The organism is Proteocatella sphenisci DSM 23131, assembly GCF_000423525.1.
In the GTDB taxonomy this organism is placed as follows: Bacteria; Bacillota; Clostridia; order Peptostreptococcales; family Filifactoraceae; genus Proteocatella; species Proteocatella sphenisci.
In genome coordinates this window covers 45643-70498 of record NZ_AUID01000013.1, presented here as the reverse complement: position 1 = coordinate 70498, position 24856 = coordinate 45643, and the positions used below count along the sequence as shown (strand labels likewise).

Here is a 24856-nt window from a genome sequence, read left to right as displayed (position 1 = left end):
AGGAGAATTTATATGAGAAAACCAATAATTGCAGGTAACTGGAAAATGTACAAAACTATTTCAGAGGCTATAGAATTTGCAAATGAAATAAAACATGACTGTGATACAGAAAATGTTGAAGTGGTCATATGTGCACCATTTACCATAATAAAAGACTTGAAAAATGCTTTAGAAGGAACTAATGTAAAGATAGGGGCTCAGAATTTTCACTATGAAGATGAAGGCGCGTTTACAGGAGAAATTTCGGCAAAGATGCTTCGTGAAGTAGGAGCGGAATATGTAATAGTAGGTCATTCAGAAAGAAGACAGTATTTTAATGAAACAGATGAAACAGTAAACCTGAAGGTAAAGAAGGCTTTAAGTGAATCGCTTACACCTATAATATGTGTAGGAGAGTCTCTGGAGCAAAGAGATTCTGGAATTACTGAAAAAATAGTTACAGATCAGATAAAGGCAGCATTTAGTACAGTTTCGCCTGAAGAAGCAATTAAAACAGTAATAGCCTACGAACCAATATGGGCTATCGGTACAGGAAAGACGGCTACAAGTGCGCAGGCTAACGAGGTATGTCTTGAGATAAGAGAAGAACTGCTAAAGATATATGGAGAAGAAACTTCTGAAAAAATAAGAATTCAGTATGGCGGATCTGTAAAGCCGGGAAATATAAAGGAGATAATGTCTCAGTCTGACATAGATGGTGCACTCGTAGGAGGAGCCTCATTAGTGGCAGAAGATTACCTTAAGCTTATAAAATTTTAAGGAGAGATATTATGAAAAAACCAATAGCACTCATAATTTTAGATGGATTTGCGCTTATAGAGAATGTAGACGGAAATGCTGTAAAATATGCAAAAAAACCTAATTTTGATAAATTATATTCAAAATATCCGGTAACAAGTCTGGGAGCAAGTGGCTTTGATGTGGGACTTCCCGATGGACAGATGGGAAATTCAGAGGTAGGCCACCTTAATATAGGAGCTGGAAGAATAGTATATCAAGAACTTACCAGAATAAGCAAAGCCATACAAGATGGAGATTTTTATGAAAATGCAGAACTTGCAGAAGCTATGAAAAATGCCAGAGAAGGAAGAGCTCTTCACCTTATGGGGCTTGCTTCTGATGGGGGAGTGCACTCTCACATTGAGCATCTTAAAGGACTTGTAGAAATGGCGAAAAGACACGGTGTTAAAGAAGTCTACGTTCATTGTTTCATGGATGGAAGAGACACACCACCACAGTCGGGATTAGGGTTTATAAAAGAACTTGAAAAATTCATGTCAGACAATAAAACAGGAAAAATAGCGACTATAAGTGGTAGATATTATGCAATGGACAGAGATAACAGGTGGGAGAGAATAGAAAAATCCTATGATGCAGTCGTAAGAGCCAAGGCGCCTCATGCAGATTCGCCTGTAAAAGCTATGGAATCATCATATGAAAATCAGATAACAGATGAATTCATAAATCCTGTGATAGTGCTTGATGATTACAAAGGCTTAAAAAACGGAGACAGCGTAATATTTTTTAATTTCAGACCAGACAGAGCAAGAGAACTCACAAATGCAATAACTGAAGATGAATTTGACGGATTCGAAAGAGACAAGGTTGAAACATTGTATACGACAATGACTCAGTATGATGTCAGATTTGCCAATGTTTCTGTAGCCTATAAACCACAGACCTTAACTAATACTTTGGGAGAATACCTTTCAAAAAAAGGCATGACTCAGCTGAGGATAGCAGAAACGGAAAAATATGCGCATGTGACATTTTTCTTTAACGGCGGAAGAGAAGCAGTTTATGAAAACGAATCTAGAATTCTTGTAGACTCTCCAAAAGTTGCAACATATGATCTTAAACCTGAGATGTCAGCTTACGAGGTGACAGAAAAATTGCTTGAAGACCTCGAAAATAATCCAAAGGATGTAATAATCCTAAATTTTGCAAACTGTGATATGGTTGGCCATACGGGAATATTTGAAGCAGCTGTCAAAGCAGTTGAAACCGTGGATGAATGTCTTGGAAAAATAGTATCAAAGATACAAGAACTTGGTGGAGCAGTACTTATTACTGCAGACCACGGTAATGCTGAGAAAATGTCAGAAAAAGACGGAAGTCCATTTACAGCGCACACGACAAACAGGGTGCCATTAATATACGTAAATAATGATGACATTGATGCAAAACTGAGAGAAGATGGCAGATTATGTGATTTGTCACCTACGATTTTGGATATATTAAGATTGGATAAACCTGAAGAAATGACAGGGATATCATTAATTATAAAATAATCAGGAGGAATTTTATGTTTATTACAGATGTATATGCAAGAGAAATACTTGATTCAAGAGGAAATCCAACGGTAGAAGTAGAAGTTACACTCGAGAGTGGAGTTGTTGGAAGAGCAGCAGTTCCGTCAGGAGCATCAACTGGAGAATATGAAGCGGTAGAATTAAGAGATAATGACAAATCAAGATATTTGGGTAAAGGAGTTCTTAAGGCAGTTTCAAACGTAAATGATATAATAGCTCCAGAACTGGAAGATATGAATGTATTTGATCAGGTCGGTATAGACCAGATGATGATAGAAATAGATGGAACAGAAAACAAAGGTAACCTGGGTGCTAACGCTATACTTGGAGTATCAATGGCTGTAGCAAAAGCGGCAGCTGAAGAACTTGGAATGCCACTTTACAGATATCTGGGCGGAGTTAATGCAAAAACGCTTCCAGTTCCGATGATGAATATAATAAACGGTGGTCAGCACGCTGACAACAACGTAGATATACAAGAATTTATGGTAATGCCTGTTGGAGCATCATCATGGAAAGACGCACTTAGAATGGGAGCAGAAATATTCCATGCTCTTAAATCTGTATTAAGTGCAAAAGGCCTAAATACTTCAGTAGGAGATGAGGGAGGATTTGCTCCAAACCTTACTTCAAATGAAGAAGCACTTAAGGTTATAGTAGAAGCGATAACAAAAGCTGGATACAAGCCAGGAGATGAAGTTAGAATAGCTATGGACGCAGCAGCATCTTCCTTCTATTCAAAAGAAAAGGGTATGTATGTACTTGAAAGTGAAGGAAAAGAACTTACTTCAGCTCAGATGGTAGAGTATTACGAAGATTTATGCGGTAAGTATCCAATAATTTCAATAGAAGACGGACTTGATGAAAATGACTGGGACGGATTCAAGCTTATGACAGAAAAACTTGGAAGCAAGATACAAATAGTAGGAGACGATTTATTTGTTACAAATACTACAAAACTTGCTCAGGGAATAGAAAAAGGAATTGCAAATTCAATCCTGATAAAGCTTAATCAGATAGGTACTATAACAGAGACTCTGGATGCAATTGAAATGGCTAAACTTGCAGGCTACACTGCAATAATATCTCACAGATCAGGGGAAACTGAAGACACTACTATAGCAGACCTTGTCGTAGCTACAAATGCAGGTCAGATAAAAACGGGAGCTCCATCAAGATCAGACAGAGTTGCCAAGTACAATCAGCTTATAAGAATAGAAGACGACCTTGAAGGAATATCTGTTTACAAGGGAATGAATGCATTCTACAACATTAAAAAATAACAAATAATTCAAGACAGCACTGGCCCTATAAATGGGTCAGTCTGTTTTTGTTTATAACAGCTTTAAGTAAAATGCTTTTTGTTGTAATATGTTAAAATTATGATATAATTATAATTATGCTGAAATGTACAATTTTTGTAAAAACAGTATTCACATGGAGGTAACTGTTTTGGAAAAAATAAAAATTAAGGACATTGAAGTAAGCAGCAGACCCAGAGAAAAGATGGCTTTAGAAGGAATAGACAAGCTTACCAATGAAGAGCTTCTTGCAATTCTGATCAATACCGGTAATAGAGAAACATCAGCTATAGGTCTTGCTGAAAACATACTGAAGCATACCAGTGGAATTAAAGGTCTGGTCCATACAGACATGAGTATTCTTCAAAAAATAAAGGGAATAGGACCAGCAAAGGCAACTACTATATTTGCAGCAATTGAACTTTCTAAGCGAATATCAAAGCTAAGAAGCAGAGATAAATTCAGCGTAGAATCGCCTGAATCCATTGCTGACATATTCATGGAAGAAATGAGATATAAAAATAAAGAGATAGTAAAGTTGCTTATGCTAGACACGAAAAATAATATTATTACGGATGTACTTATTTCAGAAGGTTCTCTAAATGCGTCAATTGTTCACCCAAGAGAGGTTTTTCTTGAGGCAATAAAGAGGAGTGCCAACAGGATAGTCCTTGTGCATAATCATCCTTCAGGTGATCCAATGCCAAGTAATGAAGATATAAAAATAACAAAAAGAATTTATGATGCGGGAAAACTTCTTGGAATAGAGCTCCTCGATCATATAATTATAGGAGATGGAAAGTATTGCAGCTTGAGAGAAATGCAATACATAAGCTAGTGCGAAAGGGTAGGAAATGAAATATAAATTCAAATTTACAAAGAACAAGGGGATATTATATGGAGCTGCAGGGATTGTTATAATCCTAAGTCTGGTATTTGTTGTTAATGAGATTTTTGGGAACTCACTTATACACAAAGTTATCTCACCTGTGACTGGAAAAATTTCAAATATTACCGATTCGGCAAGTGAATTTGTTGATGAAAAATATATACATGATGAAGATAAAAATAAGATAAAAGAGCTTGAAGAAACAAACAGCAAGCTGAGAAAAGAACTGATTGAAAATGTAATAAGCAAAGAAGAGCTTAGAGATCTCAATGAACTAAAAAAAATGCTCAAGCTCAAAGAAGAAGAAATATATGATGAATATGTTACAGCAGACATAATATCAAGAGATGGAAACGGATTTTATTCTTCGTTTCTTATTTCTGCAGGAAAAAAAGATGGAATAACAGAAGGCAGTCTTATTATAGGCGGCAACGGACTTGCTGGAGTAGTAGAAACAGCGTACGATAATTACAGCAAGGCGGTTTCTATACTGGATTCAAAAATGGCAATGAGTTTTCGTATAGCCAGAGATGAAAATATAACAGGTATAGCTAGCCAAAATTTAACCTCCAGGGCATTTGAAAATATGGAGCAGAGTTTACTCAAAGCTTACTGTTATGAAACTGATAAAGAAGTGCTTATAGGAGATATAGTTATAACCTCGGGAATGGGAATCTATCCTGAAGGTATTGAAATTGGCGAAGTGTATGATATAGTGGAAGATACTACAAATCTTCTCAAATATGTAAAGATAAAACCTTATACAAATTTTGCTGATTTAAATAAAGTAATGATAATAAAAACCCGAACAATGAATTAATATGTAAAGAGAGTAAAATGAAAAATATTCTATATATAGCAGTAGGACTGATTATCCTTATAGCTGAAATTGCAATAGCCAATAAATTTCCAATATTTGGAGCAACGCCAGACTTACTTCTGGTTTATATAATAATACTAAGTAAAAATACAGATGCTAAGGCAAACTTTATAGTTGCCGTTACTCTTGGTTTCATAAAAGATGTATTAATAGGTCTAAAGTTTGGAGTTAATATAATTGTGTTATGCGCGGTATCAGTTTTTATAAGATTTGCGAAAGACAAGATATATGAATATATATATATATATCCATCTATTATGATAACACTTGGAACCATAATCCAGATTTTAGTACATGCAGGGATATCACAGGTGTTTTTTAGCAGTATTACACTTTCGACACTCTTAGTTTTGATAGTCAAAAAAAGTATTATTAACTGTGTACTGGGTCTTTTGATATATGAACCGGCCTGCAAGGCCTTTGATAAAATATAATGTTGGTGAAAAAATGAAAATAAATATAAATATTGAAGATAAAAATAAGTTTTTTTTCAGGATAATATGCCTGTGTTTTGTAATGCTTATAATAAAATCGTTTTATCTTACAACGGTAAAAGGAGAAGAATATTCCCAAATCGCTGATAATAAAATATATAAGAACATATCTATAAATGCTCCAAGAGGCGAAATAAGAGATAGAAACGGAACCTTGATGGCAGGCAACAGACCACTGTTTTCCGTAGAGATTTCACCAAATGAGATATCTTCAGATAAAATAAATGAGGTCATAGAAAATGTCGTGGATATTCTTGAATCAAATGGAGAAACGATAAAAGACGAGTTTCCAATTGTTATTTCACAGACGGGCTATGAGTATACTTTTGACAAAAAAATTGAAAATTGGAAAAAAGCCAATGCAATACCACTTCATTACAATGCACAAGAGACTTTTGATTATATGGTGGACACACTTACTGGAAATGGGATGATAACAGTAAGCGGAGAAAATACAGTGTATGAAATACAGAGTAAAATCATAGAAGCTGGATATTTCCCGCCTATATCAGTAGAAAAAATGGAATTTTCGGAAACGGTAAAGAAAAAAGAATGGCTCAGCAAATATCTTAAAAGATATGTTGATGACGAAGAAGACATATACAATACATCTGCAAAAGATGCCTTTGCATATATAAAAAAGTATTATGATATCGAGGGCATCTCCTCTGATATTGAAGCTAGAAAAATACTTTCAGTAAGAGATCTTATAAGATCTAAAGGCTACTATCAATATGAAGCTACGATAATTTCTGAAGATATAAATAAAGAAACAATATCAAAGCTCGAAGAAAATGCAATTAATTTCCCGGGGATTGCCGTGAGAACAAGTTCAGTCAGATATTATCCTGATGGGCCAGAGTCATCTCACATATTAGGTCAGCTTGGGAAAATTTCAAGCCAGTCAGAAATTGATAAATATGTAAGAGGTATGGGCTATTTCACCACAGATATAATCGGAAAAACTGGTATAGAAAAGACTTATGAAGAAGTATTAAAGGGTAAAAATGGATATACCAAGGTTCAGGTTGATGTAAGTGGGAGAATAATAGAGACTATAGAAAGAGCAGACCCAGAAATCGGGAGCACAGTATATCTGACAATAGATCAAAAACTTCAAAAAGTCGCTGAAGATTCTCTGGAAAAAACCATGAAGACTATAAAGTCGGGTGGAACCTATGAGAGTATATGGGGAAATATGAGAATGAGAGACAACCAGAGAATCTATTCAAAAGCAGAATCAGGGGCGGTTGTTGTACTCGATGTAAAGACAGGAGAAGTGCTTGCACTTGCAAATTATCCAGATTATGATCCAAATCTATTTGTACAAGGAATAAGCACCAAAGATATGGATTCGCTAATGCCCAAAAATATGAATGACCCTATAGCTCCCAAGCCTCTTTATAATATAGCAACCATGACATCAGTACAGCCCGGGTCAACATTCAAAATGATAACAGGAATCGCAGCACTGGAAAATGGGATGGATCCATACATGGAGATATATGATGAAGGACGTATCGAAATGGGTGGAAGGACATTTGGTTGTTGGATATGGAATGAGAGAGGTGGAAGCCACGGTTACGAAAATCTTATGAGTGCGCTTAAAGATTCATGTAACTACTATTTCTACTGTGTAAGTGTAGGATATAATTATTCCACAGAAACGCCTCTTCCTGTAAAGATGAAAGCAGAAGATGTATTGACATACTCCAAGCTTTTTGGACTCGATCAGAAAACAGGAATCCAGATAGAAGAAATACCAGGAAAAGTACCAGACCCTGACAGTAAGGCAAAAGGACTAACCTATAGGCTCAAAAACGATTTGAACAGGAGAATGAGGACTTATTTCAATGATTTTGACAGCAAAGATCCTAAGTATGAAGAAGCAATAAACGAGATAATAAGCTGGATGACGGAAAATCCTTCAAGAGGCGAAATAATGCTTAGACTTGAAAAGCTAGGTATCAAAGCTCAATATATAGAAGAAGTTACAGATGTTGTAAAATACAGTTATTTCAATCAGGCAAAATGGCAGACAGGTGATACTTTCAATCTTTCTATAGGACAAGGGGAGCATGCATACACTCCGATACAGCTCGCAAATTACGTCTCAGCTATAGCAAATGGAGGATACCTTAACAAAGTAACCATAGTTGACAAGGTAGAAACAGCAGATAAAACAGGTACAAAAATGGTAGACAGGATTAGTGAGAAAATAGCTCTCAAGAACCCAGAAAGTTTGAAATTCATAAGACAGGGGATGGAAGATGTAACTGATGAAGGTTCGTCAAGCTCCTACCTCAAGAATTTTCCAATCAAGATTGCATCCAAAACTGGAACAGCACAAAAATCTGGAAGGATACCAGTAGCTGACGAGGAAGCATATCTGCTAAAACATATGGGGAGTTTCGGTGTAAACAAAAACGAGGTAATATCACTTACAAATAGCTATGAAAAAGATGATAAATCGAGATATCCCAGACATATATATATGAAAAGAGCAATTATGGAATTGAATCAGAACATAACATCAGACAGAATAAATGTCTACAAAGATTCATATGACCCATTTGCGTGGCTGGTATCATATGCTCCTGCAGACAAACCAGAGATTGCAGTTGTAACTCTGATTTTTCAAGGTGGTCATGGAGGTTTTGGAGCAGCTATAGCAAGAGATGTTTATGCAGAATATTTTAATTTGATAAAAGATGATGTAGTTGATGAGGGTTTTTCATTTAGTGATGAAATAAGTTAAAAGAGAGGAAGATTATGGAGTTGGAAATAAAAGGCACCAAGTCAGGTTTCATAGTTAATATTGCGGAATCCATAGATTTTATAAATGCAAGAAAGCTCTTACTTGATAAATTTGAAGAATCAAACGAATTTTTCAAAGGAAGTAAATTTATCAAATTCAATGCTCCTGGTCTGAAAAATTCAGATATTAATTATCTTAAGAGTTTATTAGAAGAATCTTATGATATAATATTTGAAGAGGAAGATGTAGTAGAAGAAATTCAAAGTAATACAGTACAGAGTGGTCATATAGATTCCTCCAATGTAAATGTACTCAGAGATAAAATGACATCAATAGATGAAACCATAAACAGGATAAAGAACCTGACAAAAACAAATGTGACAGAAGTAAAAAAAGAAGAATCAGAATCAATGGCGCTTCCTACAAAATTTTTATTTGAGAACCTAAGGTCAGGAGCTGAAATAGAATATGACGGTAATGTAGTTATATTTGGAGACGTTAATCCAGGGGCAAAAATAACAGCTACTGGAAACATTGTAGTATTAGGGAGTTTCAGGGGAATGGCTCATGCGGGAAAAGGTAACATTGACTGTTTTCTTGCTGCTCTTAAACTTTTACCACTTCAGATAAGGATTGAAGATATGTTTGCAGTTCCGCCTGAAGATGCGACAATGCTTACAAATGCTTTGGTTAAAAACAAAGATGGGGAAATTGTAATAGAAAATTTTTAGAAGAAATTTTTCAATAAAAAACAGGAGGACTTTATGGGCAGAGTAATAGTGGTAACTTCAGGTAAAGGTGGAGTTGGTAAAACTACATCGACGGCAAATATAGGGGCAGCGCTTACCAAATTAGGTAATAAAGTAATAGTTATCGATGGGGATATAGGGCTAAGAAATCTCGACGTAGTTATGGGGCTTGAAAACAGGATAGTTTTTGACCTTGTAGATCTTGTTGAAAAGAAATGTAAGACAAGACAAGCTATGATAAAAGATAAACGATTTGAAGGACTATACCTTATACCAGCTGCACAGACAAGAGACAAGGACGCTGTAAATCCAGAGCAAATGAAAGAATTATGTGACGAATTGAAAGAAGAATTCGATTTTGTTCTGGTAGATTGCCCAGCTGGAATTGAAAATGGATTTAAAAATGCAATAGCAGGAGCAGACAGTGCTATTGTTGTAACAACTCCAGAAGTTTCTGCGGTAAGAGATGCAGACCGTATAATAGGCCTCCTTGAGGCACACAGCGTAGATGACATAAATTTGATTGTCAACAGAATAAAAATGAACATGGTAAGAAACGGAGACATGCTTGATATAAATGATATCTTGGATATTCTTGGAATAAAGCTTGTGGGAGTAGTTCCAGATGATGAAAATGTTGTAATATCAACCAACAAAGGAGAACCAGTAGTAGAATATGGTCACTCACTTGCAGGAACAGCATATAACAATATAGCAAGAAGAATAATGGGAGATGATGTTAAATTTCTAGATCTTGACGTTCAAGAAAGTTTTTTTAGAAGATTTCAGAAACTGTTTCTTAACAGATAGTTCTTAAAAAGAAAGGATAACTATTATGATAAACTTTGGATTCATGTCATCAAAAAACAAGTCTAAGGATGTTGCAAAAGAAAGACTAAAACTTGTACTTATGCAAGACAAGGGGAGAATGTCCAATGAACTTCTTACAAAGATTAAGGATGAGATCATACGTGCTCTTGAAAAATATGTAGAAGTAGGGAGTTCTTCTGTTGATGTAGAACTTACAAAAATGGAAAATGAGAATGGAGAACTTGTAAATGCGTTGGTTGCAAATATTCCAATAAGGACGTTTAAATAGTAATTGAGGAAAGAAATGAATAATAATTTAAATAAAAATAAATATGACTGGTCGCTCTTACTTATAATATCAATACTTTTTGTAATAGGAATTGTACTTATCACGAGTGCAACACAGTTTGATAAAAAGAGGTTAATGATACAGAGTTTATCGTTTGTAATGGGAATATTTGTTATATTAATGTCTGCGATGTTTGATTATCGGATAATGAAAAGATACGAAAAGCAGCTTTATATAGCAACGATAGTACTACTGTTACTTGTCTATGTACCGGGGCTTGGTAAAGCTCAATTTGGGGCAAGGAGCTGGATAAATCTGGGATTTATGGATTTTCAGACATCAGAAGCTGCAAAGATAACATTTACACTTGCTTATGCTTCGTTTCTTGACAGAAGAAAAAATAAACTTGATACTATGTCAGAAATACTTCCAGCGCTCATGTATCCGGTGCCAATACTCCTATTGCTCCTTAAACAGCCAGATCTTGGTGGGGTGATAGTATTTATATCGATAACTCTGGTATGCCTTTTTGTTGCAGGACTGAACTTGAAATTTATATTCAACTCTCTAGTTATATTTGCTCTTTCAACTCCGATAATATACAAATTTATACTAAGAGATCATCAACGTGTAAGAATAGATGCTTTTTTAAACCCTGGAGATCCATCATATGAAGGTAACTTTCAGGTTATACAGTCAATGACAGCAATTGGATCAGGCGGTTTTTTTGGCAAAGGACTCTTTAATGGAACTATAAGTCAGTACGGTTTCCTGCCGGTAACTGAAAGTGATTTTATATTTGCGGTTCTTGGCGAAGAGTTTGGGTTTGTAGGAATGGCATTTGTTATAATCTTGTTTTTTCTGTTTCTGAGTCGTATATACGCAATTTCAAAACATGCAAAAGATTTCTATGGAACGCTTGTGAGTACCGGATTTATGGGAATGCTGTTTTATCAGGTAATGCAAAACATTGGTATGACCATAGGGTTGATGCCTGTTACAGGAGTTACTCTGCCTTTTGTCAGCTACGGAGGAAGTTCCATGCTGACTACTATGATTACAATAGCATTGATAATAAATATATATAGTAAATCACATTCAAGCTTTGCTTATTAATAAAACTATAAACAATAAATCCCTGTACAGACTCATTTAATTGAAATCTGAAACAGGGATTTTTATATTTATTTAATAGTTTAGTTTAGTTTGCCAGAACTTTTTAAAACATCAAGCAGCAGTTTGTAACAATTGTCGACTGAATGAATTGAAATGTGCTCATCTGGAGAGTGAGGGTCAAATGTATCGGGTCCAAATGAAATCATGTCCATATCTTCAAATTTCTCGCTGAATATTCCGCACTCAACACCAGCATGGATAGCTATTATCTCAGGTTCTTTGCCAAAAAGATCACTGTGACAGCTTACAAACAGGTCTCTTATTTTGGAATCAGGATTAAAGCTCCACTCTGGATATTCATTGGATAAAGTCAGTTTAGAGCAGGTGTAGTCAGCAATGAGCTGAAGTTTTTCTGATATTTCATATTTAAGAGTTCTTATACTGCTTCTTAGCGCTGAGTGAAAACTTATGTTTCTTTTACTTGTCTCCAAAACACCTATATTAAGAGAAGACTCTACAAGTCCAGGAATATGAGCACTCATTGTATTTATACCATTAGGATGGTGATTTAACATAAATATTAGATCTCTTTTTGATTTCATGTTTAAGACGGAATTAGAATCATTGCCCATTTTTTCAACACTGACAACTACATCCTCGTCCTTTAGCACAAATTCTTTTCTCAAAATTTCAGTCCATTTTTGAGAAAGTGAGTTAAGTTTGTCGAAACAGTCCGTATTTATTGCTATGTCTGCGCTTGCTTCCCTTGGGATTACATTATCTTTTGAGCCAGCTGTAACAGAAAATATTTCAAATTTAAGATCTTTACTAAATTCTCTTAAAACTCTTCCTAATATTTTTATTGCATTGCCCCTTCCAAGATTTATCTGAGCTCCTGAATGCCCGCCACTGAGACCTCCCACCGTAAGCTTGTATGTATCATATTCTGTTTCAAGGGAAGTCCATTCTACAGGAAGGTCCAGCTTACTTCTTATTCCTCCCGCGCAGCTCGTTAGAAGTTTTCCTTCCTCTTCGGAATCGATATTTATAAGTGTTCTTGAATTTACTTTTTCGGGATCAAGCATCTTTGCTCCGGTAAGACCAGTTTCTTCCTGCACAGTAAGTATTACTTCAAGACAAGGATGGCTTAAATCGTTAGAATCCAAGACAGCCATAGCCATGGCAACTGCTATCCCGTTATCCGCGCCAAGTGTAGTACCATCAGCGTATATCATTCCATATCTTATGATGAGTTTGATTGGATCTTTACTAAAATCATGTATAGTATTTACATTTTTTTCGCATACCATATCAAGGTGTCCCTGAAGTGCTATCGAAGGAAAATTTTCATATCCAGGCGTGGCTGTTTTTTTTATTATAATGTTGTAAATCTCATCCTGCCAGACTTCAAGATTTCTGTCCTTTGCGAACTTAACCATATAATCGCTTACTTCTTTTTCACTTCCAGAACATCTTGGAATTTTTGAGATTTCTTCAAAGAAATGAAAAACCTTACTTGACTCTAAATTTTCAAAATGATTCATTTTAAATACCTCCCTTAATTTTCATATAATTATGATAACATATTTTTCTGAGAAATCATATGCTATTTCCTAATATCAAATCATATTGACTTTAACATATAAAAGAAGTAATATTTTAGAAGAATTAAGTAATATTATAATGTCAAAATTAAGGGGACAATATGAATTATCAAATAATAAAAACAGATAGAAAGACACTGGCTATTTCAGTTTCAAAAGAGCAAAAAATAATAGTAAGGGCGCCAAAGTGCATTACAAAAAAAGAAGTGGATAATATAGTTAATAATAATATTGACTGGATAAAAAAACAACTTGAGATAATGAAAGAAAGATCTGAAAATGGGGTATTAAGCAGACTTGGCGAAGATGATATCATTAACCTGAAGAAAAAAGCGAAAAGTGTAATTCCAGATAAAGTAAGATACTACTCCCAAATTATGGGTGTAAATCCTCAGGGAATTAAAATAACTTCGGCAAAGACAAGGTGGGGAAGCTGCAGTTCAAAAAACAATCTGTGTTTTTCGTGGAGGTTAATGCTTCTTACAGATGACGTGATAGACTATATTGTCGTTCATGAACTTGCGCATATAAGGGTCAAGAATCATCAAATTAAATTTTATGAAGAAGTGAAAAAATACATGCCAGATTACAAAAAAAGAGAAAGCAAATTGAAAATCCTTCAGAAAGAACTATAGAATCTGATTAAATATATCCGGTTCTTTTTATATACATATTGACATAAAAAACAAATGTGATATACTACATAAATATAGAGTATCCTAAAGCGAGGTGAGTATTATAAATTTATCAAAAAGACAGCTTGAAATAATAGAAATTGTTAAAGAATCAGAGCCGGTTACGAGTGAAACCATAGCTGGAGAGTTAGGACTGACTCGAGCAGCGCTTAGATCTGATTTGAGTGTACTTACGCAACTTGGATACCTGGCTGCAAGGCCCAAAGTTGGTTATATACTTCAGAGAAATGTAAAAGTTTCATCGGAAAATATACTTAATAAAAAAGTGTCACAGGTAATGAGTATAGCAGTAGTAATAGATGAGAAAGAATCACTTCATAATGCAATGGTAAAGTTCTTTCTAGAAGACGTAGGAAGTATATTTGCAGTAAATGAAAAGGGTCTTAGTGGTATAATCTCAAGAAAAGATCTCCTGAAGAGCACAATTGGAGAAAAAGACATTAATTCAGTTCCAGTAAGCATGGCTATGACAAGAATGCCAAATGTGGTTACTGTAGATGAAAATGCAAATGTTCCAGAAGCAATCAACAAACTCATTGTCCATGAAATTGACAGTCTTCCCGTAGTAAGGGCAAGCGACAAATTAGAGTTTACAGAAATAGTAGGAAGATTTACAAAGACAAACGCTACAAAATTACTTGCAGAACTGATAAAAAATTAGATATAAGGAGTATATTTGATGAAATTAAACATATATGTAGTTTCAGACTCTCTGGGAGATACAGCTGAACAAATTGCAAAAGCTTGTGTGGCTCAATTTGATACAGGGAATTATGAAATAAAGAAGCGTTCATATGTACTTGACGAAGAAACTCTCATGCCAATTCTTGAAGAAGCAAAAAACTGCAATTCAATCTTAGTATATACACTTGTAGAACTTGAACTGGTTGAAATGATAAATAAATTTGCTGCTGAATATGGGATTTTGTGTATGGATATAATGGGCGAAACAATGAATGCCATATCAGAAAAATTTTCAATGGAGCCAAGCAGAGAGGCGGGAGTCATAAGAAAGTTGGATAAGGCTTATTTTAAAAGAGTTGAGGCTATAGAATTTGCAGTAAAGTATGACGATGGAAAAGATCCAAGAGGTCTTAAGTTAGCTGATGTAGTAATTTTGGGGATTTCCAGAACGTCAAAGACTCCACTTTCCATGTATCTTGCAAATAAAAATATAAAAGTAGCAAATGTTCCGCTAGTTCCAGAATCTCTTCCACCAAGAGAAATTTATGAGGTATCATCATCTAGGGTAATAGGGCTCATAAATTCTCCAGAAAAATTGAATCAGATAAGAGAAGAAAGACTCAAGGCCCTGGGCCTTACAAGTGGGGCAAATTATGCTTCAATGTCAAGAATACTTGAAGAACTGGATTATGCAGATAAAATAATGAAAAAAATAGGATGTCCGGTGATTGATGTTTCTAACAAGGCAATAGAAGAAACAGCGGATATAATAATTAACATTTTAAAAAAACAGGGTATAAGAATATATAATGATTAACAATTAAAAGGAGAAAACCTATGAAAAAATTTGTCTATAATTTTAAAGAAGGAAATAAGGACATGAAGAGCCTGCTTGGAGGAAAAGGAGCAAACCTTGCAGAGATGACCAATATTGGTCTTAACGTTCCGCCTGGATTTACCGTAACTACCGAAGCTTGCATACAATACGATGAAGAAGGAAAGACGCTTTGGCCACAGCTCCTTGATGAAATTTTTGAAAAACTTGCTCAGCTTGAAGATGAGACAGGAAAAACATTTGGACACGGAGAAAATCCGCTTCTTGTTTCAGTTCGATCAGGATCAGTATTTTCAATGCCTGGAATGATGGATACAATACTTAACCTCGGACTTAATGACGAGACTGTAATTTCTCTTATAAAAAAGAGCGGAAATGAAAGATTCGCATATGATAGCTACAGAAGATTTATACAGATGTTTTCTGATGTAGCAATGGGAGTTTCAAAGTCAAACTTTGAGCATGAACTTGAAAAAATGAAACATGAAAAAGGGTGTGAAAATGATACGGATTTAGATGCGTCCGATCTGAAGCTGCTTGTAGAAAGATATAAAGAAATATACAAAAGAGAACTTAAAACAGATTTTCCACAAGATACAAAAGAACAGCTTAAACTTTCTCTAAAAGCGGTATTTGATTCTTGGAATAACCCTCGTGCAGTAATATACAGAAATCTTAATGAAATTTCGCATAAACTGGGAACTGCTGTTAATATTCAGAGTATGGTATTTGGAAATATGGGCGACAGATCAGGAACAGGAGTTGCATTTACAAGAAATCCTGCTACCGGTGAAAACAAGGTTTTTGGTGAATTCCTTATGAATGCACAGGGCGAAGACGTTGTAGCAGGGATAAGGACTCCTCTTTCAATAGATGAGCTTGAGTCTATAATGCCTGCAGTTTATAATCAGTTCATGAAGACTACTCAGATTCTTGAAAATCATTACAGAGACATGCAAGATATTGAGTTTACGATAGAAGACGAAATACTTTATCTTCTTCAGACAAGAACAGGAAAAAGAACCGCAAAAGCTGCAGTAAATATAGCGGTGGATCTTGTTGAAGAAGGAAAAATCACTAAGTTGGAAAGTGTTGGAAGAATTGATCCGCATATGCTTGAACAACTTCTTCACCCAAGTTTTGACGAAAAAGAAGTAAAAAACCATGAGCTTCTTGCAAAAGGACTTCCTGCATCACCAGGAGCAGCTTCAGGACAGATATATTTTACCGCAGATAGTGCAGTAGAAGCTAAAGAAAAGGGAATTTCAGTAATACTTGTAAGACAGGAAACATCTCCAGAGGACATAGCAGGAATGATCAACTCTGAAGGGATTCTTACGGCAAGAGGAGGCATGACATCTCACGCTGCCGTTGTTGCAAGAGGTATGGGAAAGTGCTGCGTTGCAGGATGTCAGGATATCAGAATAGATGAGCACGCAAAAACTATGAAAGTAAAAGATATGGTTCTTACAGAGGGCGATGTAATATCACTTGATGGATCAACAGGTGGTGTGTATCTTGGAAGCATACCAAAAGCGAGCACGAGTCTTATAGAAAATTTTGAAGTTTTCATGCAGTATGTAAATGATTTTAAGACAATGAAAGTCAGAGCCAATGCAGATAATGCAAGAGATGCAAGAAAAGCTATAGAACTTGGAGCAGAAGGAATAGGACTTTGCAGAACAGAGCATATGTTCTTTGACGAGGAGAGAATCCTAAACGTAAGAAAAATGATAGTAGCAGAGACTCTTGAAGAAAGAGAAGCAGCACTTAAACTTCTCCTTCCATACCAAAAACAGGATTTTATAGAAATATATGAAGTGATGAAAGAACTTCCTGTAACAATAAGACTTCTTGATCCACCGCTTCATGAATTCCTTCCAAATACAGATGAAGATATAAAAGAAGTTGCAGATTCTATTGGAAAAACTTTCGATCATCTTAAGGATGTTGTAGAAAGATTGCATGAGTTTAACCCTATGCTTGGACATAGAGGATGCAGACTTGCGGTAACATATCCTGAAATATACAAGATGCAGGTGAGAGCTATTATAGCAGCAGCTATTGATATGAAAAAAGAAAATATAGACGTAAATCCGGAAATAATGATACCACTTATCTGTGCAAAGTCAGAGCTTGTATATATAAAGACATTCCTTATAGAAGAAATTAACTCGGTATTTGAGGAAACTGGAGAAACGGTTGAATACACTATAGGAACAATGATTGAGGTTCCTAGAGCTGCGATAACAGCAGATGAAATAGCAGAAGAAGCTGAATTCTTCAGTTTTGGAACAAACGACCTGACTCAGATGGGATTTGGATTCTCAAGAGACGATTCAGGTAAATTCCTTGATGATTATACTAAAAAAGGAATATTAGATTACAGTCCATTTGAAACACTTGATATTGCAGGAATAGGCAAGATGGTTAAAATGGCATGCACACTTGGAAGAGAGACGAATCCAGGAATAAAGCTTGGGATTTGTGGAGAGCACGGTGGAGATCCAAAATCTATCGCATTCTGTCAGAGCGTTGGGCTTGATTATGTGAGCTGCTCACCATTTAGAGTACCAATAGCAAGACTTGCAGCAGCTCAGGCAGCAATAGATGATGGTACAGTAAGAGACAAATAAGAACAAATATAGTAGATATAAGTAGAAAATCCTTATATATCAAGTGTTTTAAGGATTAGTTATAGAGTTAAATAGGGTGATACCTCTTAGTAAATTTTGAGGTGTTACCCTTTTTTATCAGAATAATGTATTTCGTAACAGAAAATAAGTTTAGCTATTATAGAACACTTTTTAAGTTTAATTTTGGAACGCTTTGTGTTAGAATAAGAGTATTAAAATTTGGACTTATATGGGGTGTTTAACATTAAATTAGGATATATAAGAGGAGTAGAAAACAGTCGTACATACAAAACACAAATGGACTTTTTAAATAGTTCAAATGTGTATAGGATATTTCATGAGAAGAATGTAGGAAATACAGTATTAAATGAGATGATTGATTATGTAAGAAGTGGAGACACAATCTTTGTGTATAGCATAGATTCATTAGGTAAGAATATCAAATCAATAATTAGGTTTATTGTTCAGACTCAAGAAAAGAATGTTTCCTTATACATAAGGAAAGAAAAATTTGATTCAGCAAGCCAGTTAGGAGAGTATACTTTGAGTGTATTAATTGCACTTGATGATATAAACAGTAAAACAGGTTTAATGGAGAGAACAGAGGCACCAAATGAAAAAGGTAGGATTCCTAGAGAGCTAGTAGATTTAAGGACTTATATGAAACTAAATTATAATATCAGAGAAAGGAAACACATATAATGGAATTTTCTATAGGTTTATATGTAAGGTGAAATAATGGGAAAAGAACAAATACTTAATGAGATAATTGGTTACTATTTAAATTCTTTTGATTTTAATGGATTGCCTGTTTATCAAATGGAGAACTATGATTATAAAATATTATGTGAATTGATAGACCAACAGCTCATCGAAGTGCTCTCCAGCAATGAGGTTTTAAATCCTCATATTAAGGGAGTTAACTTAAACATTCCAGCTGAGACACAAAAATCAAACATATCCCAAAAAACAATGTACTCAGTATTATACCCAACTCCAAAAGCATTAAAGGATATAGCGGTTGATTATGATAGTCCATATACTATTACCATGCAAAAAGGTGAAAATCAATTTAAGATAATATATTTTAATATAGAGATATTAGAGAGATATGCGAATAATCCTAAATTTATATTAATGGATAGTGGGTATAGAGGGAATATATATCCTAAGGATGAATACTGTGATGACAGTTTTATTGAGGATGAATACATAAAAGACTATGGTATGGCTTATATTGAAGGAGAATATTTAGAACGAGCAATTGGTGTTTTTATATGTGATTTAGCAAAGCTATCACCTCGAAAACAGATGCTTTGGAAAGGGTTCGAACTTCATAATCAAAGCCACTGTAAAATAGCCTCTGGTTTTATTGAGAATCTAATACATGGTAAATGGGCAACAAAAGCATGGATTTTTCATGCTTTGATTGACGAAATGAATGTTATTAATGAACAGTGTGAGGCAATGGGTATTCCAAAATTATTTAATAAAACATTTGGAACACATTTTTCAGAAATGCCGGAAGGATATAGAAACATCTTTTTACCTACTCTAAAAAACTACTACGATTTTGTACTTTTACTAGAAAAACTTGTTGTACATAACTTATCATATAAGATATTTCAAAAGTCAGCTCCTTACATTGCTAGTGTTTACCGATTTGATGAAAGTGGTAAAGAAAAAGGCAGTCTTGTAATGTTAGAAGAGTGGATGTGTAAAAATATACGCACTAAAGAGAATATTGAGGATATTATAATAAAACCGTTAAAAAACATACGACGTATACGTCAAATACCAGCTCATGAATTAACATCTAATAAATATGACATTAGTTTGTATCAAAAACAAGTTGATTTAATGAATGATACTTATGGTGCTATTAGGGCGATCAGGCTATTCTTTGCTAATCACCCGATGGTAAAGGATGTTGAAGTTCCAGAGTACTTAATTTCAGGAAGGGATATAGTAAATTATTGAATAGAACTGTGGATAAATATACTGTGAGGTGAGAGATATCAATGAAACTAGAAGACATTCAATATACAATTCCAGAAAAGCCAATTGACGAGAAAGACTTTGACATTGAGAAATGGCGTATTGATAATCCAATAGATTATCTTAAAGCAATATATTTAATTAATACATCATCGAATAAAAATGAAGTCTTTAATGAGATTTATAAAATTACAAGGTTATACATACCAGAAATATTGTTTAAGTATTATTCATTAACGGATGATATAGCTTTAAATGAGCAAAAGCTACAAACATTAGAACAGAAAAAGATATTTATGACTGATGCGAAATATTTGAATGACCCCTTTGATAATAAGGCGTACTTCCATAAGCCAGAGGAACTAAAAAGATTTGATAGGTTAGCTGGTTGTGATGGAAGATTGATAGATGATTTTTCATCTTTTTCAAAAGTATCAGCGTTGACTTCAAATAGTGAAAACTCAATGCCAATGTGGGCACATTATGCAAATAATCATACGGGTTATTGTGTTTCATATGATATGAAGTTGAATAATCAATTATCAGGTTGTACTTTTCCAGTTCAATATACTATATTACAAGTTTGATGGTTAAACAAGTGGAAAATATGATTAGAGAAATTGAAGTACAGTCAAGAAAGGTAAGAAAACAGATATTATTAGATGATTTATCACTGATATATTTGTCATCATTTTTTTGTAATATTAAACACGTTTCATGGAGTTATGAGAACGAGTTTAGATGTACTACAGGTGCAACTGCAAAAGGAATGCCTTACTTTTCAGCAATACCAAAAGAAATATATATCGGTATGAATTGTATGCAGTCATATAAAGACAGCATTATTAAAATAGCAAATAAGTTACAGATACCTGTATATAAAATGAAGTTAGATGAACAGGGATCGGAGTTCAATTTAATTGCAAAAAGGCTTTGAAGTTTTATTGAATTACAAGAAAGTGTAACATAATGTGCAAAAAATAACGATTGGTCTATTTTGATAGCCGCCGCGCAGGCAGCTATAAGCGATGGAACAGTAAGAGACAAATAAGAAAAAGATAGAACTATAAGGCCCTATTGTGAAAAATCACTTTAGGGTCTTATGGTTTGTTAATAAAAGGCAAACGTATATAGGCTATTGGTATATATAGAATTTCGTCCTTGATTTTTGCTGTTTCGTCCTGTTTGTGGTTTTTAAAGTGAGAGTTGGGTTATAATTGCTTTAAAGTTACTAATTATTTCAATCTAATCATTATATTCATACTTCATATTTAAATTTTTATTTTTATGATTATTATTGTTTTTTTGGAAAGTATTATATTAAAAAACATTAGTTGATTCAGAGGAGAATTTTATGAAAAGAATCCTGATGTTTAAACTTATGGATTAATTGAATTTATAACTGGGTATGTAGGAGGAAAACTTATAGACTTTATGCTTTCTGAAATAAGTAGGACATCGTATACAAAAATTGTAACAAGGAACGGAATTAAGTATTGTGTTATTTACGCAGGGAACCCTTGGGGTATAAGTCCCGATTCCTATAGAGTTTATACAAAGTAGAGGATGAGCAATGAGACTATACTCCATAATTAAAGATCTGCTTATTTTGATAACTATAATTCTTTTATTCATTATAAACCCTATATTTGCTATTCTAAGTGACAAGTTTGTCATACCACTTGCACTGTCTGTAGTAATAGTTGTGTATGCTATAAAAAAACGAGTGAATTCAAATGAATACATCTGGAAGAATGTTAACTTGGGATATTTTTTCAGACTGCTCGACAATCCGTGTAAATCTGATTTATACGTAGGTATGTTCACATTAATTTTAGGGAAATACGCAGCTCAGCTACTTGGATTCTCAAATAGTGAGATATTCACTGCGATATTCTTTTCATACTATCTTGTAAAGTGCGTTGTTATAAGCATGAAATATGAGACAACATAATTATAGAGGAGGAGATAAGAATGCAAAAAACAGGAAATAATATATTAATAGGAACTTTAGCGATTATGTTATTTATGTATATTGTATTTTCATTAAATTGCAATACTTTTAAATCTCCTCCTTTATCTGGTTTTGTTGGTACATACATCTTACAAGAAGAATCGAAAACGGAAGGGAGCTTTGCTTATATTGTAAGACATACTATGATCACGGTTCCGCATATAGAAAACAATCCAAACCATTATTATTACTATGAAGACTTTATGAATAACAGTGAGAACAGCATATACAGAGGTACATTTACAAAGTTATCCGAAAATGAATATTTGCTTTCTGGCAGAGATGAATCTGACAGAAATAAAATCACCATAGACAAAAAAGGAAATATCATTTTTGAAAAAAGTGGAGATTTTTACAAAAAATCCAGTGATGCATTTTCGGTTACACCACCGTTAAAACCTTTAATTGAAAACGACATCAATTTAAAGAATGAAGAACCATTGGTCTATGAACCTAATTTAGGAAATTAGTATAATTTTGGAAATTCGTGTAAAATTGAATAGTAGAATTTGAATCATAAAATCCTGTTGCATGAAACTGATGAGGATTTTATGATTTTTAAGATTTAGGATGGATTTTGGAGTATAATGATAAATAAGATTGGCACTTAATTTTAAAAACACGAAGAGAGTTGATATTTGAAGGTAATAGCTAATTTTTTTGTTCATTATGAACATATAAAGAAATTGCAAAAAGCAAATACTGGGGGAGAGCTCATGTTAAAAATAGCCTACTGTGATGATATTAAAAATGAGCGGGATAAAATCATGTCTTCACTTAGTTTTATTGAAGAAAAATGGAAAGAAGAATTCAACATAGCATCTTTTTCCAGTGGGGAAGAGCTTTGTGATGCTTTAGAAACACAAGATTTTCAGGTAATACTATTAGACATACTTATGAATGGAATGGATGGAATTGACACTGCAACAAAAATTCGTTCTATGGGAAAGGAAAGCCTGATTATTTTTATTTCCAGCTACGATAAAAGAATCAAAGAATTATTTGCTTTTCAAACAATAGCATTTATTGATAAACCGATTGATAAAAGTCAGCTAGAATCAGCGCTATTGAAAGCCTGTGAAATCATTCGAAAAGATAAAGAACGTATTTTTACTTACAAAAAGCAAGGAAAATTGCAATGCATTCCGATTCAAGATATTATATATTTTGAAAGTCAAAGAAATAATATAATATTATACTCAACCAAATTTGAAGAAATATACTGTGATACATTGTCAAGTACCTGGTCAAAGCTGCAGAACGTAGACTGTTTTATTATGCCGAGTAAATCTTTTATTTTCAATTTAAAATACGTAAGTGTGAAATCCGATGTTGTGATTATCAAAGGAAGACCACAGACCTATAGCATTGGAGCAAAATATAAGATGGATACAGAGCAAAGATACATGAAATATATTGAAAAGAGGTATTTATAACAATGATATCTATAAGCATGGAGATTTTTTTATATTCTTCGATTAATATTTTATCACTGTATACAATAGATCTTGCGATTAAAATCTTTTTAAAACCAGAAAAAAAGTTAAATAATTACAGAATGTTGTCTTATTTATTTTTTTTATTATTTGGATTTGCAACATATTTTCTGAATACAGAACCTGCGACAAATATATTAATCCAGTTGTTTACAGTTTTTATAATTGCATCTAATTATTCGGGCAGATATTTAGATAAATTTATCATTTCAATTGCATGGGTATTTTTAGGAGTAGTTTCTGAGCTAATTGTAGCAATAATTTATGGAATTTTGCTGAATTTTTCAGTAGAATTGATATTGCAAGATGAATTATCCAGACTGGTGGGAACGATCTTATCCAAAATTGTCACGCTGATTTCAATAAAATTACTGCAAACATATAAATTGAAAAAGGAAGATGGAGACAAGTTTGTTATTTTTGATTCATTTCAAGTTGTTATACTTCCAATCTGCAGTATATTTATAATATATACTTTTAGCACTATTGCTTACAATAAAACAGGAATTATTCAATGGCTGGTAGCCGGTTCGATTGTCAGTCTGGTATTTATAAATATATTCGTATACTATCTTTTTGACAAATTGAAAGAAATTGAAAGAGTAAAGTATGATAATAAATTTTTGAAATCTCAAATGAAATACTACATAGAGCGGGAACAAGTTGTAAGCAATTCTTTTGATAAAATAAGATCAATCAAACATGATTTAAACTATCAATTGCTGTATTTAAAATCAAGGTTAGAAGAAAATACAGAGAAATCGTTGATGGAATTAGAAGACAAACTAAATTTTTTAATTGGCGAAGAATTTAAAGGGGATTTAAAAATTTATACAAAAAATCAGGGATTGAATAGATTGTTAAATTATAAGTTGCAAGAAGCAAGCAATAAAGGAATTGAAACTGATACAAAGATAAATGTCGCAGTAAATGCAGAGATTGATGAAGATAGTCTGTACATTATACTTGGAAACGCAATAGATAATGCCATACAGAACTACAGCTCCGAAGTTTTAACGCAAAAAAGTATAATTATAAGAATATTTGATGATGATGGAAATTTATTTATAAAAATTTCGAATCCATATTCAGGAGTAATAGCATTTGATGGCGGATTACCTGTTACTAAAAAGGAAAATCCTGTTATGCATGGTATAGGAATTAAGAGTATCCAGGAATTAGTAAAAGAACAGAGCGGATACTGCAAAATAACCACAATTAATAATATTTTCTGTCTGGAAATAATGCTATATGATTTTGTTAAGTGAAATACTGAAAGTATCTTTAATCAGATAT

At 33.8% G+C, this 24856-nt stretch carries 24 protein-coding genes; 23 read left to right on the top strand and 1 reads right to left on the bottom strand.

The genetic code is table 11. The annotated features are described in order from the left end of the window. Positions 1-12: 12 nt before the first annotated feature. The 11 genes from tpiA (at position 13) to rodA (ending at position 11598) form a co-directional block, all read left to right on the top strand. Positions 13-759: a triose-phosphate isomerase gene (tpiA, locus tag G558_RS0106445; protein ID WP_028829446.1), complete on the top strand. Its 747-nt coding sequence runs from the start codon at positions 13-15 to the stop codon at positions 757-759. A gap of 11 nt (positions 760-770) precedes the next feature. Beyond that, entirely contained in the window at positions 771-2291 is a 1521-nt protein-coding gene (gpmI, locus tag G558_RS0106440; protein WP_156888527.1) for a 2,3-bisphosphoglycerate-independent phosphoglycerate mutase, read from the top strand. A gap of 14 nt (positions 2292-2305) precedes the next feature. Beyond that, a complete protein-coding gene (gene eno / locus G558_RS0106435) occupies positions 2306-3595 on the top strand; it encodes a phosphopyruvate hydratase (RefSeq protein WP_028829444.1) in 1290 nt (429 codons plus the stop codon). Between the two features lie 169 nt (positions 3596-3764). Then, positions 3765-4451, top strand: a complete 687-nt coding sequence (radC, locus tag G558_RS0106430; protein ID WP_028829443.1) for a RadC family protein — start codon at positions 3765-3767, stop codon at positions 4449-4451. 16 nt (positions 4452-4467) lie between these two features. Continuing rightward, on the top strand, positions 4468-5322 hold the full coding sequence (mreC, locus tag G558_RS0106425) for a rod shape-determining protein MreC (RefSeq protein ID WP_028829442.1): 855 nt from the start codon (positions 4468-4470) through the stop codon (positions 5320-5322). A gap of 17 nt (positions 5323-5339) precedes the next feature. Further along, the gene (gene mreD / locus G558_RS0106420) at positions 5340-5816 is read left to right on the top strand and encodes a rod shape-determining protein MreD (protein WP_028829441.1); all 477 of its coding nucleotides are present in this window, start codon (positions 5340-5342) and stop codon (positions 5814-5816) included. 13 nt (positions 5817-5829) lie between these two features. Then, a complete protein-coding gene (locus G558_RS0106415) occupies positions 5830-8634 on the top strand; it encodes a penicillin-binding transpeptidase domain-containing protein (RefSeq protein WP_028829440.1) in 2805 nt (934 codons plus the stop codon). Positions 8635-8648: 14 nt separating this feature from the next. Then, a complete protein-coding gene (locus G558_RS13375) occupies positions 8649-9365 on the top strand; it encodes a septum site-determining protein MinC (protein WP_051188524.1) in 717 nt (238 codons plus the stop codon). Between the two features lie 33 nt (positions 9366-9398). After that, on the top strand, positions 9399-10193 hold the full coding sequence (gene minD / locus G558_RS0106405; protein WP_028829439.1) for a septum site-determining protein MinD: 795 nt from the start codon (positions 9399-9401) through the stop codon (positions 10191-10193). A 25-nt stretch (positions 10194-10218) separates the two neighbouring features. Next, positions 10219-10482 carry a cell division topological specificity factor MinE gene (gene minE, locus G558_RS0106400; RefSeq protein ID WP_028829438.1) on the top strand — a complete coding sequence of 88 codons (264 nt, stop codon included), beginning with the start codon at positions 10219-10221 and terminating at the stop codon, positions 10480-10482. A gap of 15 nt (positions 10483-10497) precedes the next feature. Further along, positions 10498-11598 (top strand): rod shape-determining protein RodA, encoded by a 1101-nt coding sequence (rodA, locus tag G558_RS0106395; RefSeq protein ID WP_028829437.1) that lies wholly within the window; start codon positions 10498-10500, stop codon positions 11596-11598. 80 nt (positions 11599-11678) lie between these two features. On the opposite strand, the gene G558_RS0106390 is transcribed toward rodA, so the two are convergent. Next, positions 11679-13142: an aminoacyl-histidine dipeptidase gene (locus G558_RS0106390; protein ID WP_028829436.1), complete on the bottom strand. Its 1464-nt coding sequence runs from the start codon at positions 13140-13142 to the stop codon at positions 11679-11681. Between the two features lie 161 nt (positions 13143-13303). Here G558_RS0106390 and G558_RS0106385 point away from each other — a divergent pair, with 161 nt between their 5' ends. The 12 genes from G558_RS0106385 to G558_RS0106330 all read left to right on the top strand — a co-directional run bounded on the left by G558_RS0106385 (position 13304) and on the right by G558_RS0106330 (position 24828). Next, on the top strand, positions 13304-13837 hold the full coding sequence (locus G558_RS0106385) for a M48 family metallopeptidase (RefSeq protein ID WP_028829435.1): 534 nt from the start codon (positions 13304-13306) through the stop codon (positions 13835-13837). A 94-nt stretch (positions 13838-13931) separates the two neighbouring features. Continuing rightward, on the top strand, positions 13932-14558 hold the full coding sequence (locus G558_RS0106380; protein ID WP_028829434.1) for a helix-turn-helix transcriptional regulator: 627 nt from the start codon (positions 13932-13934) through the stop codon (positions 14556-14558). A 15-nt stretch (positions 14559-14573) separates the two neighbouring features. Next, positions 14574-15398, top strand: a complete 825-nt coding sequence (locus G558_RS0106375) for a pyruvate, water dikinase regulatory protein (protein ID WP_207636202.1) — start codon at positions 14574-14576, stop codon at positions 15396-15398. A 20-nt stretch (positions 15399-15418) separates the two neighbouring features. After that, the gene (gene ppdK, locus G558_RS0106370) at positions 15419-18052 is read left to right on the top strand and encodes a pyruvate, phosphate dikinase (protein WP_028829432.1); all 2634 of its coding nucleotides are present in this window, start codon (positions 15419-15421) and stop codon (positions 18050-18052) included. A 219-nt stretch (positions 18053-18271) separates the two neighbouring features. Next, positions 18272-18754 carry a recombinase family protein gene (locus tag G558_RS13370; RefSeq protein WP_051188522.1) on the top strand — a complete coding sequence of 161 codons (483 nt, stop codon included), beginning with the start codon at positions 18272-18274 and terminating at the stop codon, positions 18752-18754. 36 nt (positions 18755-18790) lie between these two features. After that, complete coding sequence (locus G558_RS0106360) at positions 18791-20032, top strand: hypothetical protein (RefSeq protein WP_028829431.1); 1242 nt, start codon at positions 18791-18793, stop codon at positions 20030-20032. Between the two features lie 41 nt (positions 20033-20073). After that, the gene (locus G558_RS13365) at positions 20074-20637 is read left to right on the top strand and encodes a DUF2971 domain-containing protein (protein WP_028829430.1); all 564 of its coding nucleotides are present in this window, start codon (positions 20074-20076) and stop codon (positions 20635-20637) included. Positions 20638-20657: 20 nt separating this feature from the next. Further along, positions 20658-20987, top strand: coding sequence for a hypothetical protein (locus tag G558_RS0106350; protein ID WP_028829429.1), 330 nt, complete (start codon positions 20658-20660; stop codon positions 20985-20987). 636 nt (positions 20988-21623) lie between these two features. After that, on the top strand, positions 21624-22004 hold the full coding sequence (locus G558_RS0106345; protein ID WP_028829428.1) for a hypothetical protein: 381 nt from the start codon (positions 21624-21626) through the stop codon (positions 22002-22004). 20 nt (positions 22005-22024) lie between these two features. Then, positions 22025-22534, top strand: coding sequence for a hypothetical protein (locus G558_RS0106340; protein ID WP_028829427.1), 510 nt, complete (start codon positions 22025-22027; stop codon positions 22532-22534). Between the two features lie 246 nt (positions 22535-22780). Further along, positions 22781-23500 (top strand): LytR/AlgR family response regulator transcription factor, encoded by a 720-nt coding sequence (locus tag G558_RS0106335; protein ID WP_156888525.1) that lies wholly within the window; start codon positions 22781-22783, stop codon positions 23498-23500. A gap of 2 nt (positions 23501-23502) precedes the next feature. Further along, entirely contained in the window at positions 23503-24828 is a 1326-nt protein-coding gene (locus G558_RS0106330) for a GHKL domain-containing protein (RefSeq protein ID WP_028829425.1), read from the top strand. Positions 24829-24856 lie beyond the last annotated feature (28 nt).

Bases quoted from the DNA above. Each gene is read 5' to 3' on its own strand.
- G558_RS0106345 (WP_028829428.1), top strand. From the start codon at position 21,624: ATGAGACTATACTCCATAATTAAAGATCTGCTTATTTTGATAACTATA.
- G558_RS13375 (WP_051188524.1), top strand. From the start codon at position 8,649: ATGGAGTTGGAAATAAAAGGCACCAAGTCAGGTTTCATAGTTAATATT.
- G558_RS0106360 (WP_028829431.1), top strand. From the start codon at position 18,791: ATGGGAAAAGAACAAATACTTAATGAGATAATTGGTTACTATTTAAAT.
- rodA (WP_028829437.1), top strand. From the start codon at position 10,498: ATGAATAATAATTTAAATAAAAATAAATATGACTGGTCGCTCTTACTT.
- ppdK (WP_028829432.1), top strand. From the start codon at position 15,419: ATGAAAAAATTTGTCTATAATTTTAAAGAAGGAAATAAGGACATGAAG.
- G558_RS0106340 (WP_028829427.1), top strand. From the start codon at position 22,025: ATGCAAAAAACAGGAAATAATATATTAATAGGAACTTTAGCGATTATG.
- G558_RS13365 (WP_028829430.1), top strand. From the start codon at position 20,074: ATGAAACTAGAAGACATTCAATATACAATTCCAGAAAAGCCAATTGAC.
- minD (WP_028829439.1), top strand. From the start codon at position 9,399: ATGGGCAGAGTAATAGTGGTAACTTCAGGTAAAGGTGGAGTTGGTAAA.
- gpmI (WP_156888527.1), top strand. From the start codon at position 771: ATGAAAAAACCAATAGCACTCATAATTTTAGATGGATTTGCGCTTATA.
- mreD (WP_028829441.1), top strand. From the start codon at position 5,340: ATGAAAAATATTCTATATATAGCAGTAGGACTGATTATCCTTATAGCT.
- G558_RS0106385 (WP_028829435.1), top strand. From the start codon at position 13,304: ATGAATTATCAAATAATAAAAACAGATAGAAAGACACTGGCTATTTCA.
- tpiA (WP_028829446.1), top strand. From the start codon at position 13: ATGAGAAAACCAATAATTGCAGGTAACTGGAAAATGTACAAAACTATT.
- G558_RS0106330 (WP_028829425.1), top strand. From the start codon at position 23,503: ATGATATCTATAAGCATGGAGATTTTTTTATATTCTTCGATTAATATT.
- eno (WP_028829444.1), top strand. From the start codon at position 2,306: ATGTTTATTACAGATGTATATGCAAGAGAAATACTTGATTCAAGAGGA.
- minE (WP_028829438.1), top strand. From the start codon at position 10,219: ATGATAAACTTTGGATTCATGTCATCAAAAAACAAGTCTAAGGATGTT.
- G558_RS0106390 (WP_028829436.1), bottom strand. From the start codon at position 13,142: ATGAATCATTTTGAAAATTTAGAGTCAAGTAAGGTTTTTCATTTCTTT.
- G558_RS0106415 (WP_028829440.1), top strand. From the start codon at position 5,830: ATGAAAATAAATATAAATATTGAAGATAAAAATAAGTTTTTTTTCAGG.
- G558_RS0106350 (WP_028829429.1), top strand. From the start codon at position 20,658: ATGATTAGAGAAATTGAAGTACAGTCAAGAAAGGTAAGAAAACAGATA.
- mreC (WP_028829442.1), top strand. From the start codon at position 4,468: ATGAAATATAAATTCAAATTTACAAAGAACAAGGGGATATTATATGGA.
- G558_RS0106335 (WP_156888525.1), top strand. From the start codon at position 22,781: ATGTTAAAAATAGCCTACTGTGATGATATTAAAAATGAGCGGGATAAA.